The 13,547-nt window shown below is 57.5% G+C and carries 5 protein-coding genes and 1 pseudogene; all 6 read right to left on the bottom strand.

Features of this window, described 5'->3' with window-relative positions:
- A pseudogene (locus C4S68_RS18065) lies at nt 1–976 on the bottom strand (hypothetical protein); the annotation flags it as partial.
- Between the two features lie 801 nt (nt 977–1,777).
- Complete coding sequence (locus C4S68_RS18060) at nt 1,778–2,782, bottom strand: LacI family DNA-binding transcriptional regulator (RefSeq protein ID WP_268807297.1); 1,005 nt, start codon at nt 2,780–2,782, stop codon at nt 1,778–1,780.
- 471 nt (nt 2,783–3,253) lie between these two features.
- Nucleotides 3,254–6,439: a hypothetical protein gene (locus C4S68_RS18055; RefSeq protein ID WP_146072212.1), complete on the bottom strand. Its 3,186-nt coding sequence runs from the start codon at nt 6,437–6,439 to the stop codon at nt 3,254–3,256.
- 53 nt (nt 6,440–6,492) lie between these two features.
- Entirely contained in the window at nt 6,493–10,032 is a 3,540-nt protein-coding gene (locus C4S68_RS18050) for a TonB-dependent receptor (RefSeq protein ID WP_160115222.1), read from the bottom strand.
- A gap of 393 nt (nt 10,033–10,425) precedes the next feature.
- Nucleotides 10,426–11,112 carry an SGNH/GDSL hydrolase family protein gene (locus C4S68_RS18045; RefSeq protein WP_103934479.1) on the bottom strand — a complete coding sequence of 229 codons (687 nt, stop codon included), beginning with the start codon at nt 11,110–11,112 and terminating at the stop codon, nt 10,426–10,428.
- A gap of 26 nt (nt 11,113–11,138) precedes the next feature.
- Nucleotides 11,139–13,532, bottom strand: coding sequence for a glycosyl hydrolase family 95 catalytic domain-containing protein (locus tag C4S68_RS18040; protein WP_103934478.1), 2,394 nt, complete (start codon nt 13,530–13,532; stop codon nt 11,139–11,141).
- Between the last annotated feature and the right edge of the window lie 15 nt (nt 13,533–13,547).

Here is a 13,547-nt window from a genome sequence, read left to right as displayed (position 1 = left end):
CTCGCTCAAGCTCAACCGCCCAGCCACAACCGCCTTCGCCAGCTGCTTCCGAATCGCAAACGTCGTCCGAGCCAAAGGATGAGATCGCATCAGAAAATCTCCCTGAAAAGACAATAACCTGATGCAAACTCACAGCTAGGCCCATCTGTCCGAACAGGTTGGCCAGCATCGCGACTGCCTGCAACTCACCCGCACCGGTGTACCCATTTTCGTAATAGAGCTCCCCAGCCCGGGCGATCAGTTCGGGATTGCTCGCAAATTGGCGAGCCAGATGCAAATCGACAAGCGCCCCGCGATCGTCGCTCGCGCCTTGACGATAGCGGAAGAGATCGTTCGAGTTATCCAGCAGAAATACCGCATCTGGATAGGCAATGACTGGAGTGGGATCGTCCCCGGCGAAGCTCGCCCAGAACGCCTTCACAGGGTCCTGGCCGGCGGCAAATGCCTGCATGGATCTCGCAGATGCAATATCAGGATTGGGATCGGGCCGATGCCCGCCTAGCCACCAACCAGCCGCAAAGACCGCAGCCAATGCGACCACCCCTCCTGCAACAAGTCGATGCGGGGACTTCCTCGGGTTCAAGCCCTCGTGATAAGCCTGTGGCGCTCCCACGGAAGGTGTGACCGACGCCTCGCTCGTGACCGGCGCCTCGATCTCCGATAGCTTGTCCCCCTCATGCGCTGCTTCGAAGCGAGGAAGATAATGCCCTTTGGGAATCTCGACGAAGATGTGGTCGCTGCGCCCCTCCCCGTCGTAGTACGCCTTTAGCTTTTGACGGAGTCTGTGCGTCTGGACCCGGACGATCGTGTCCGTCTTCGGATCAAAATCCTGCATCTGGCCAAAAGCCTCAACCCCAATCGTGTACTCCTTGAGCGGCTCGCTCCCGCCATCCAAGGCGCGCGTCATCAGGAATCGACAGAGTTGCTGCAGCGTATTGGCATTGCGGAACACCTCTGATTGCAGGATGCGCTCCATCTGGAGATGGCACTCCGCAAGGGAAGGTCCTTCGCGCCGATACGTTCCGTTGTCAAGAGCCACTGCTTCTTCCTCCGACAAGATGGTACTAGGTATCAGGAAGATCGACTGTTCAGATTGCGCCCGCATTTTCGATGAACCCCCGACGGGATACGCAGACCAACCTCGAACGAGGAGATCTCACATCGATCGATTCGGCTAACTCTGCTTCGAGCATGCAGCCCCCAGGCAACTTCGGCTCGAAGCAGCTGGTGTCCACTGAAGCGCAGCTCGGCATACAGAGAGATCGCGCTATGAGTACCATCTGATGGTGCGTCAGGAATATCTTTGCGCGCTTCGGCCCCTCCTAGAACTCACCCTCTAGACGGAAGAAAGGTTGCGGTTGGCCGAATGCTGGTAAAACCATGTTGAAGTGGGACTCGCCCCCCTGTACATCAAGTGGTTTCCGGGCAGCGCGAGACCCGTGCCGAGACCGATATTTGTGCCAGTGATTGGCACACGAGATATAGCCTCCATCCATCTAGCGTCACGCCAGGAACAGGGTTCGAATACTGACCACGACTGCCCCGGAATATCCCGGGGTTGCTAGCGGCATACCGTAAACCCGGGAGAGCAACGGCGCTCACGGGACTCACTCCCTATGGATGCAACAGGCGGAAGAGGAAATGCTCCATCAGTCCACCACGCTCCATTATGTGGCATCGACTCACCAACGTTCTAAGCCCGCTCGTGTATGTCCTGAGCTCCAGTGGCGGCGCTGAGGGGAGTTAGAAAGACACTTGCCCTGGACTGCAAAGGTTTCTAACGCTTGCTCACGCGCGGCGCACCTGTAGAACTTCGCACCACCAGCGACGTACCTACGGTGTATTGCTTCCCTACTCTGTGTGGATCCGTGCCGAAGCTGGTAAGCGCTTCATAGAACGTCGCGGCGAGCTCGGGGCGAGACAGCCGAATCGTTGTCAGAGGAGGAAAGATGATATCGGCCAGATCGATGTCATCGAAGCCAACGACAGAGTAGTCCTCGGGCGCACTGAGTCCGTGCCGCCGAATGACGCGCAAGGCACCGATTGCCGTGAGGTCATTCGCGCAAAGAATTGCCGTAGGCTGTTCCTTGAGCTGCAGGATCTCTTCCATCCCGGTTTCTCCTCCGGAGATCCGATCGTTGCCGATCCGAATGAACTCCGGCCGGACCTTCAACCCTCCCTCTGACACGGCCATTTTGAAGGCCTCGACACGATGGTCGAAGGTCGCGGGGGCCGGCGACCGGCCAATATACGCGACTTTTCTATGACGGAGTTTCTTCAGGTGTTGTATTGCGGAACGCATGCCGCCCGCGTAGTCGATGGAGACATCGCTCAGCCCACGTCCGGTTACCCGTCTGTCCATCGTCACCAGCGGGACACGATGGTGAATCAGAGCTTCGATTGGTTCCGTCTCGATCTCCGCCGCCAGCAGCGCCACGCCATCGACCTGGCGGATCAACATACGGCGGATCGTCTGCTGCATCTGCGAGTAATGGAAGTCCGTGGTCGCCATCAGCATGTCCTGATTTCGCTCCACGAGGATGGCTTCAAAGCTGCGGATCACCTCGGGAAAGAAGGGGTTCCTGATGTCAGGAATAATCAAGCCATACGTGCGGCTCCGCCCATACCTCAGCGTGGTTGCGCTGCCATTGGGAACAAATCGCACCTCTTGGATCACTTCACGTACCCGTGCCGCAGTAGCTGGCCTGACAACCTTCGATCCGTTGATGACATTAGACACAGTCGCGCTGGAGACGCCCGCAAGTTTCGCAATGTCTCGCATGTTCATAGCCGACCGCCCGCCAGTCAAAATAAGATAGGTGCCTTCTGTTCACACGGCTTCTGCAGACAACCGAGGTTGACGGCATTCTCACCAAACAGGCGTTGATTTTCGACACCCCAGTGCAAACCCGCAAGATAGTGAATGGCGTGTAGAAACAAGTGACACCCTCGACCACAGCTACTCGCAGATACAGGACGATGTGCAATCACCGTTTCTGCTGAGCTGGCGTCCTATGGAATCACGAGCGCTCCTCGAGAAGCTGGACTGCGTAGCCCAAAGGATGAACTCACCAGCATTTTGTCGACGACAACTTGCGAACCTTGCAATTACTAGAAGAGAAGCCTAAGGAAGAGGGACCGCGCAACTGTTTTAGGGGCAGAGTAATCCTCCGCTCATCACGGATGCATGAAAAGAGCAGACTATCCAGGAGGAAGAGCTGGCACAGCGACTTGCTGTGCCAGCCGCATCGAGTTACTGCAGTTTATAGATCGTGCTTTCTGCTGCGCTCAGGTTTACGGATAGGCTCCCGGTGGTACTCGAAGTTGCGCCCGTCCACAGATCCGTGACCGTGTACTTTGCGGAACCATTCAATCCAGCATGCGCCAGATCGATATTCTCCACGAGCGGATTGGAGCCGTCGTAGTTGAAGACGGCGATATAGTAGACGCCACCTGCCTGAGCTACAAGCACCGAAGTGGGATTCTGCGCCGTGCTTCCGTCCACTGGACGGAAGTTCAGCTTGAGCGCAGCCAGACCATTGATATTGCCATTGGTCAGCCACTTCTGCGCAAGTCCCGGGGCCACGGAATCGGTGAGGTCGTCTCCATCGATCATGTAACCCTGGATCGCCGTCGAGGTAACGCGGCTCTTGTTTTCGTTGCTTGTGAAGCCCTCCAATACGATCTGATCTGGATCGTTGAAGTTATACAACCGGCCCGCAAGCCACCAGCCATAGGTGGCTGAGTTCATCTCGTAGGAGGTTGTGCCACCGCTGTTGACGGTGGGGCTGCCGATCCCGCCGAAGGTATCGCAGGAAACACGTCGGGCATGCGCATACTGGTACGGGAAGATCGGAGAGATCGACTCATCCATATACATCGTCGCTCCAAACTTTTTCGACAGATAGCTCATGCCTTCGTTGTATGCCTGGACTCCGGTATGCACTGCAGGATCGTAGAAAGCGCCATTGTTGGAGCCGCCTTCAACGATGCCATGACTCAGGAAGTCAAACTTGATGGAGTCAAAGCCGTTTGTGCTGAATTGAAGGTAATAGAAGTCGATGCGCTGCTTCGTACCCGGATGCGTGGGGTCGACGGCATAAGCGCCATCGATCGTCCTCAGCGGATTGCCGTGCTGATCACGCATCACGATGTCGCCGTAGGTGTACTTGGTGCCCTCGACGGTCTGGGTCATATCGGTGCCATAGTATGCCCAAGGCACCCAGTAGATACCGGCCTTCTGGCCCTGATTATGTGCCGTCGTGATGAAATCCCTACTGGCCGTGTCGATGAAGCCCCCATTGGCGTCGAGATTCATGTAGCTCACGCCCTGGTTGTTGAAGTTAGGAAGCTTCTGATGGAAGTAGTCAGCATCGGCGACCGCAGTGGTCTCCGACATCGCCGTTTGGACATGGCCCCAGCTGCTCCATCCCATCGGTGCGGGGTTGTTCCAACTGAGCATCGGAACGACTTGCGCGTTGGCATTGGCAAACGCCTCAAGGCCATCGCGCCAGTCGCTATAGAAGCCCACCATGATTGTCGGCGAAGCGATCGTGTTGCCGGTGACCGAGCCATGCGGCAACTGATCCTCAGGTCCGGCAAAGCCGCCCACCACATCGAGGGTATCGAGCGCGTAGTTGCCATAGGCTGAGTTGGCGATGATCCCCGTCTTCCAGGTGTCGTGGGTCACCGATCCGAGTACGAGGCCGTTGCGCGTGCCGCCGTCGTGGAAGACGCCAACCTCATAACTGGCTGCATTTTCCAGACTGTTGTACACAGAGGCGTCGTTGTAGGTACGGAAGCTGTCGTTGTCGAACGGCACCAGCAGGAAGCGCGGGTCAGACACGGTGGGCAACTTGATCGAGCCCGGCTTGGTGGTCATGATGGGCGCCATCGAGTTGCTGCTGAGGATAGCCCCATTCGCGCCCAACAGCTCCACCTGCATCAGCAGGTAGTTGCTGTTGACGATGATGAAGCGCTGCACCATGGTCGGTGTGCCGTCGGAAGCTGTCAGTGTCACGTCGGTCTCACTATTGGAGCCGGCGCTGATCTTGCGCGTGTAGCTACCGGAGGTGCTCGTCACGGAGGCGCCGCCTAGCATCACCTGGCTGTAGAAGTTGGAGATGATGGTTGAGCCGCTGTAAACGAACGACGCCAGGCCTGTGTTCAGGTCATAGTTGATCTGGACAGGGCCACTGCCGATAGCCGTGAGCTGCGGTTGCGGGCTCACGACGAGGTAGTCGAAGCCTGGTCCGTAGTCATAAAGGAAACTGCTGATTGTGATCGAGTTATTGCCCTGGTTCAGCGGCAGCTGCAGCGATACGCCCGGCGCCGTCGCATTCCAGTTGTTATTGCTGATGTTGATCGACGCCGGAGTTCCACCGTTCACAGCGACGCTCATCGTCCGATAGCCAGGGGCATCGCCGTCGACTCCGTACACCGTGACGTTATATGTTCCGGCGACGGGGGCATAGACGTTATTGACGATTACACCTCCATAGCCATTGTCAAGCCCGACGATCTTGTAGCCTTCTGAGCAACCGCTGCATCCAGCTACCTGACCGTTGCCGAACAAGGTATTGCTGGCGCTTTCGCCGTGGTACACGCAGATTGCGCTGGTACACGGCGTGGCCGCCGCCAGCGTGTTCGGGCTGACTACGATGTAGTCCAGATCTGGAGCGTAGTCATTGGCGTTACCGAACTGGATTGAGTTATTGCTTCCTTTGGTCAGCTGCACTTGAATCGTCTGCGGAGCAGAGGTCGCGTTCCAGTTATCGCCACTGATTTGGACCGACTGTGTCGATCCTCCATTCACGGCGGCAGTCATGGTCCTATAGCTGCCCGACCCGTCGCCATCCACTCCATAGATCGTAACGTCGTATGTTCCCGTCGCAGGCGCATAGATATCGTTGATGGTTACAAAGCTCGGGCCGCCCAGGTTTCCGACCTTCAGACCTGCTGAGCAGCCACTGCAGCTTGTAATGTCCGCATTCCCCGTCAAGGTGCTCTGCACGTTCTCCGCCTGGTAGATGCATACCGTCCCCGTGCAGGTCGGGGCATTCGACACCGCGGGCGCAGTCGGCGTTGCCAGGTAGGTCAGCGCCTTCGAGAGCGTAACCGTACCATTGATCGGGCTGCTCACCACCACATCTACAGCGCCCGGGGTACTACTGGCTGGCGCGATTGCCGTCAGCAGCGTTTCGCCGCCGTAGTTTGCCGTGGCTGCAACGCCGCCGATCGTTACCTTGTCGTCAGGGCCAAAGTTGTTGCCTATAAAGATGACCTGGCCGCCGGTTGCGGGGACCGTGGACGGTGTTAGACCTGTAACGATGAGGGGTTTGGTACCACCCCCGGAGCAACCGCTGAGGTGAATCATCGCCACCAATGCCAGCAGTTGCCAACCAATCAACGTCAACCATTTTCTATTCGAGTGATGCATAAGACCTCCTCATTGGTTAAGGCGCGCGTGACTCTGAGGCACACGCACGGGACTTACCAGATCACCTTGGCGGCTAGCTGTACTTGACGGGGCACGTTCGACTGCCCATTCTGGCGCAGGATCGTTCCAAACTGCGGGTCGGATGGGTTGCCATCATATCCCTGCTGGAAAGCTGGATGGTTCGGAACGTTGAAGCCCTCCAGGCGCAGCTGCACGGTGAAGCGGTCTGTCGGATGGAAGTTCTTCGATAGATTCGCGTCAATCTGATAGAAGTTCGGGATACGAATTCCCGAGTAAATGATGTTCGGCTGCGGACCATAAGGCGCTTGCGAAACGAAATCGTAGTCTGTCACCCCAGCCGCATTACGGCATAGGTTCTGCGTCACCTGGTACGGCACGATCGTCCAGCTGTTGTAGGACTGCTCGTTCCATTCGCCGACACACGGCTGCACGCCGCGGATCGCTCCCGGAACCCTCGGATCCACGTATCGCTTCACACCTGCGTTGTGCAGGTAGTCCATGCCGCCGAAGCTCCACGGATGACCCGTCTCATAGATGTAGAGGGAGGCAAGTTCCCAGCCACCGAGAACAGCGTCAACCAGCCGGTTGCTATCGGCCAAGAAGCGACGTTTGTGGCCGAACGGAAGCATGTAGACACCCGAAAGAGTAACGCGGTGGGTGACGTCGTTGCCGTCGATGGTTCGCGACAGGATACGGTAGTTGCCATCGGCGAAACCGCCCGAGTCCATGGTCTTCGAGTAGGTCCACGTGCCATGGAAGGTGAGGTTGTCGCTCATCCTGTGTGTACCTGTGACCTGCAGCGAGTTGTACCAGGAACGTCCTTCGTTCAATTGATACTCAGTGACATCGCTGAACGCTGGATTCGCACGAGTGAAAGCGCTGAACGAGATAAAGGCAGAGCTGTAATAGCTGCTTCCCTGGAACGCCGGCACATCGAAGAAGGGATTGGAGACTTGCGCATTGCAGGACTCCGGGTGACCGCCCAGCTCCGGATTGCAGAGCTCCAAGATTGCCGTGCTGACGTGGTTGATGTTGTCTGAACTGTCCTGCCGCGTGCTGCGGCTTCCCGAGTACGTGACGTTGATCAGATCGTGCTTGAGGAACTGCTGCTCGAAGCCAAGCGAGTACAGTTCGAATCGCGGAGTCTTATAGTGTGGGTTGATAAACCAGGTGCTTTGCCCGAGTCCCGTCTCGAGTCCCAGAGATGATCCTGTGGGCTGAATGATGCCGCCCGGAAATGGGTTGTCGATCGTCGTGCCATTTTGGTGGATGCCGTTATCGAAGGTCCCCACAAATTGCGTGTTTGCGGAGAATCCCAGGTTGTTATCGCCAGGGATCGGATTGCGGTACATGATGCCGTAGCCACCCCGGATCACTGTGTTGTTGAACAGCGAATACGCGAACCCAACGCGCGGCTGGACGTTGGTCTTGATCATGGGAATGAATGAACGGGGATTGCCGTTGACTCCTAGAAACGTCATCCCTCCGAGGATCTGCTCACCCGTAGGCAACAGATTGTGATTGACCTGCGAATTCACCGGATTGAGCGTGGTCGTGTCGAATTCGTAGTTGCCGCGATTGTGCCGCTCAGACTGTGGGCCATTCAGATCCCAACGGAGTCCGAGATTGAGCGTCAGCTTATTGGTCAGCTTCCAATCGTCCTGCAGGAACGGGGCATAGTAATGCTGCGACCAATAGGTGGTGGAGTTGATGCTCACGCCGCCGGAATCCGGAGTACCGAGGAGGAAAGACGCGATCGAGTTGCCGGACTGGATGTTGGATGCCTGGTAGCCATAGGCATTCTGCGTCCACGATGGGCCAGTGCTGAAGCTCGCGCCACCCGACACCTGGTGCGTTGTCTGCTGAAGGAAGCGAACGTCTGCACCACCGTGGATGCTATGGCGGCCCTTGATCCATGTCAGCGTGGGCAGCATAGCCAGGGAGTGGGCAGGGCTGATGTTGCCCCCCGAGTTACCCAGCTGCGCATATCCGCTCAGGCCAATGCTGGGAAAGTAGTTGTTGAAGCCGTTGTACTGAGACACCAGGCTCGCAGGAAATCCCAACGTGGTCTGATCAAAACCTTGCGCTCCACCCAGGTTGATCTGAACGAAGGTGGTCACCACAGCCTTAAAGTCCAGCACCAGGTTTGGGGTAAAGGTGTGGACTTCTTCCATCGCATAAGTCTCGTTGCGTGATCCGTTGGGCCATACATCGGCTACGGGACCCGACAGCCCGTTGGTGTTCCATGCGCCGCGGCGCTCCCAGTAACCGAAGCGAAGCGTAAAGCGATCGCGAGACGTGAGGTTGTAGTCCACCTTGCCGAGTAGATTGCGATAGATCTCGTGAATGGGTAGCGACACCACGTAATTGCCCGAGTATGGATTCTGGCTGGCTGGCGGGGTGAAGTTCGGAGCCGGGTAGTAGGAAAGGATCTTCGCGGCAGTCGGACTAATCCGGTTTGCCGGTATGATGTTCCCGGGAAATTGGCTGCGGGTATACAAGCCTGAGGTGGGATTCTGGGTGACAGTCAGCGGATCGTAGATCAACTCCGGACCCTGCCCGACGTAGGTGAGCTTGCTGAAGTCGCCCTTGAGCCATGCGGGATCAGGTACAGAGGTCGTGATCAGGTTTGGTTCGGTCTCGTCGAAGTTTTCATACTGCAGGACAAAGAAGGCGCGATCGCGACCGTTGTAGAGCTTCGGAATGAGGATGGGCCCGTCCAGTTCTGCTCCATACTGGTCTACCTTGTGTGCGCTCTTGTTGAGGCCGTAGTAGTCGTTTGACCAGGCGTTGGCGTCCAACCATGACCGCCGATAGTACTCATAGACCGATCCATGCACCTTGTTGCCGCCCGACTTCAAGGTCATATCGATCACCCCACCCTGACCGCGACCAAACTGCGCGTCGTAAGGGTTGGTGATGATCTTGAACTCCTGCACGGCCTGGATGGGCGGGATGTACGCCACCTGAGCGTTGCCCTGCGGGGACTCGTTCGAGACGCCATCCAGCATCAGCACCGAGTTCCCTTCACCACCGCCGTTGATGGACAACGCTCCTTGCGTCTGGTCAAACGGCCGCGTGTACTGCTTGGATCCATACCAGGCAACACCCGCACTTAGCTGGGCCAACGTGCTGGGATCACCAGCATTCAGTGGCAACTCCGTGATGCGCTGGTTCTCGACCACCTCGCCCACGTCGGCCTTGCCCCTGTCTAGCAAAGCATCGGCAGTCACGGTGACCTCCTCCGCAGTCGAGCCGATCTTCAGAGTGAAGTTGATTGTCGCGGTCTTATCAACCTCGAGCGTGATGTCGGTCTTGTTCTGCTTCTGGAACCCGTCCGCCTCCACACTGACCGTGTAGAGTCCCGGCTTGAGGTACGGCACGGTGTAATCACCGGTGTGGGTCGTTGACGTGGTGACATCCACATTGGTCAGCTGGTTGTGGATCGTGATCGTGGCCTTCGGCACGGCTGCGTGACTCGGGTCAGCGACGTGACCCGTGAATTCCTGGGCCGTGAGCGAAGAAGCCGACAGCAGGATCCCGGATGCTAAGCAGAGTGTTCGGTAATGCATGAGTAGAGCCTCCATAACATGACGCAGGAACAAGTCCCCATCGGGCCGGATAAAGCTACCGGCAGGTTCAGTGGCGGACAGGCTCTCCCCGGAGAGCTCCAATCCGCCTCTTCGACGACCCGAGGATTGGTGCGGACTGGATTACCGACTCGCTCTGAATTCACGATGAACAACGAATATGTATACGTATACAATTGCAGAGCGAAATACTACTCACGTCGCAACTCATCTGTCAAACTCATATTTCAGGCATGAAGGAAGGGCTTTGTCGCGAGCTGCAGAAAGCCACACGGAGGCTGCAAGTGCAAGAAGACGCGACTGTGCGGGCTCGACGAAATAGCATCGAAGCGAACCAATCTACCTACTTTACTCATGTAACCCAGGAGCCCGGCGCTACTTCCTAACAAGAGCCGCACGAATCAACTGTGTTGCCTGCTGCCCTTGAATGACAGCCCCCGCAGCGTTGAAATGCACATGGTCCGCATACTGATCCCCATGATGTGTCATCAGCTGGTATTGGTCGTCAACCGCGATACCAGCAGGTCTCACAAACGACAATGCGATCTTGTTCCGCTCTTCGATGCGCGCATTGGTCGGACCCGGCTTGTCTTCCGCCTTCACCGGCGTGATCGACCCCCACAGAAATGTGGCCTTCGGTGCGACCTTATGCAGTGCGCGAAGGTAGCCCGGAAATGCGGCGCGATACTCGTCTTCTGTGTACGTCCAGCCGTGCATGCCGTTATTGAAATGCACGACTCGAAACGGGACCCGCTCCATTGATGCGAACTCCAGGAGTTCGTGACGGAGCCGTGGATCTCCCACACTGGTCGATGCTGCGAACAGATAGACGTTCGCTTCATCAACCAGCTCACGCTGAACTTCGGGGTAATAATTGCGCGTGATGGAGTCGCCCACCAGAAGCACATTTGGGAGGCTGGCGTTGACATGCCCCGGACGGACCTCCCACGTCCACTCCACTTCTTCCGGTTTTGCGGACGCTTGTTGACCGAGCGCTCGCGACGCCAGCAGGCCTGATGCCAGGAGAGCGAGCATCGTGAATTTGGTGAGAGACGACTTCATGTGATGACTCCTTTCGATCCACGCCATCAGCCGATATGAAACAGCGAAGGATGCAGCTCAACCTCACGGCCTGGCAATAGCGTGCAGTGCGTGACGCCATCATCGTAGCGCACCTTGTGCGTTCCACTCCGCCTGCCCTTCAGGGCGACACGGGTGAGCTTCCCATTGGCCCAGGACAGCGAGACCTCGACACCGCCCCGCGCACACAAGCCGCGCACACTCCCACGAGGCCATGCCGACGGAAGCGCTGGCAGAAGATGAATCTCTCCAGCCTGCGATTGCAGCAACATCTCGGCGACACCCGCCGCACCTGCTGTGTTCCCATCCAGGGAGAAGATATTTCCCTCCGCTCCGGCGACTCCACCCCGTGAGTATGTCAAGAGAGAATCCTCAGCCGCCTTCGAGAGCAGACCGGTGAGATGCTCATGCGCCGAATCTCCGTCCAGCAGGCGGGCAAAGTAGTTCACCAGATTTGCCCGGCTCCATTCTGAGTCTTCCCAGTTTGGTTGATGGATACGGCGCTCAATCGTAACCCTCGCGGCCTTAGCGAGAGCAGGGGTTGTAACAGGCGCGATCTGGTGCTCTGGATAAAGAGCAATGAGATGACATGTGTGTCGATGGCCAGGTTCAGCTTCTTCAAAATCCTCAAGCCACTCCTGCACCTGCCCATGCTTCCCTATCTGCAGCGGTGGTAAGCGATCCAGCGCGGTCTTCGCTCTTACACGAAGCTCCTCGTCGATGCCAAGCGTCGTACAAGTCTCGATGCAGGCATTCAGCAGCGCGAAGACAAGTACGCGATCACACGTAGGCCCCATGGACTCGGAGCAGCGCCTTCCGTCAGGAGTAAGAAATGTATTCTCCGGAGAGTCACCCGGCCCGGTCACCAGCCATCCATGCACCGGATGCTCGACCATATACGCCAAGAAGAAGTCGGCCGCCTCTTTGTATACCGGATAGAGGCGCTCCCTGAGGAACTGCGTGTCTCCCGTGAATCGATAGTGCTCCCATAGCTGAAGTGCGAGCCAGACGCCTCCGGTCGGAAACATGCCCCACCCAAGCCCCCAACCGGGAGCTGTGTATCCCCACGGGTTCGTCACCACATGGGCGACCCAGCCCGGAGCTCCATACATCGTCCGAGCTGTCGACCTGCCTGCAACCCGGAGACCGTCGACAAAATCAAACAGAGGCGACTGGCACTCGGAGAGATTGCCGACTTCTGCCACCCAATAGTTCTGCTGCGTGTTGATGTCGAGATGAAAGTCGTCCGTCCACCCCATGCTGGAAGCGAGCCCGTCGTTCCAGATTCCCTGCAAGGCAAGCGGCAGCGGCGAATTGACACGTGAACCGGCAATGGTCAGATATCGTCCGTACTGGAAGAAGAGTGCTGAGAGTCCCGGGTCCTTCTCGCCAGCCTGAACAGACTTTCGTCGCTCATCGGTAGGCTTCCTCTCCGCGGCGGGACTGTGTCCAAGGTCAATCGCTACCCGGCGAAACAACGATTGGTGATCTTCTATGTGCGCTCGTCGAAGTTGCGCGAAGGACTTGCGTCCGCTACGCTCCAGGAGCTGCGAACATCTCGCCGCCGGATCGGTGCCGCGAAAGTCTGTCGCCACGGCGACATGCAACGTAACACTGTCTGCGGCCTCCACACGCAAGGTGGAGCCCTGCGCACTTATCTGCCCGCCCTCCGCCAGCAGACGAATCCACGCTTCAACGGCAACGCCTTGCTTGCCGTCGCTGTGCAGGCGTTCAAAAGCATTTGCCCGCAGCACAAGGGTATCGTGGCCACGCAACGTCACGACTCCCGGGATCGACAACTTCGCAAAGGAGACCGTGAAGCTAACCGACTTCGGCCGCTCAGCACTTTGTCGAACGATAAGAACATCATCAGGGTTGGAAGAAAAGACCTCTCGATGGAATCCACACCCATTGCGTGTGTAGTCGGCATGAGCTATCGCATCATCAAGATCAAGCGAGCGACGATAACCCTCCTCGGAGGCATCTCCGTCGAACGCCATTTCCAGCGCAGCCATCGGCAGGTTCGTTCCAAAGGAGCTTGGCCGACCCAGCAGATGCTGCTCACAGAGCGCCGCGCCTTCAACATACTTTCCCGCGAACATCAGTTCACGGATACGACCGAGATTCGCAAGAGCAGTCGGGTTGACGTCATGGTCGCTCGGTGCACCCGACCATACTGTTGATTCCGTCAGGTCGATGCGTTCGATGGAAGCGCCACCGTAAATCATCCCCCCAATTCGGCCATTGCCTACAGGCACAGCCTCCATCCAGCGGGCCGCCGGCCTGGAGAACCAAAGCTCAGTCTTCGCTGTCCCTGGCTCCCCTGCAGCAACCTTCAGCCACGGCGGCGAAAGTGCAAGCGCCGCCGAGCCTATGGCGAACTCGCGTCGTGTCGTTCTCATATTCAATTCTCCGTC

Source organism: Bryocella elongata (genome assembly GCF_900108185.1).
Taxonomy (GTDB): Bacteria; Acidobacteriota; Terriglobia; order Terriglobales; family Acidobacteriaceae; genus Granulicella; species Granulicella elongata.
This window is presented reverse-complemented; position numbering and strand designations above follow the sequence as displayed.

What these genes read in the sequence shown, in the direction of transcription:
- C4S68_RS18060 (WP_268807297.1), bottom strand. Translation starts at nt 2,782, where the DNA reads ATGCGAGACATTGCGAAACTTGCGGGCGTCTCCAGCGCGACTGTGTCT.
- C4S68_RS18055 (WP_146072212.1), bottom strand. Translation starts at nt 6,439, where the DNA reads ATGCATCACTCGAATAGAAAATGGTTGACGTTGATTGGTTGGCAACTG.
- C4S68_RS18050 (WP_160115222.1), bottom strand. Translation starts at nt 10,032, where the DNA reads ATGCATTACCGAACACTCTGCTTAGCATCCGGGATCCTGCTGTCGGCT.
- C4S68_RS18045 (WP_103934479.1), bottom strand. Translation starts at nt 11,112, where the DNA reads ATGAAGTCGTCTCTCACCAAATTCACGATGCTCGCTCTCCTGGCATCA.
- C4S68_RS18040 (WP_103934478.1), bottom strand. Translation starts at nt 13,532, where the DNA reads ATGAGAACGACACGACGCGAGTTCGCCATAGGCTCGGCGGCGCTTGCA.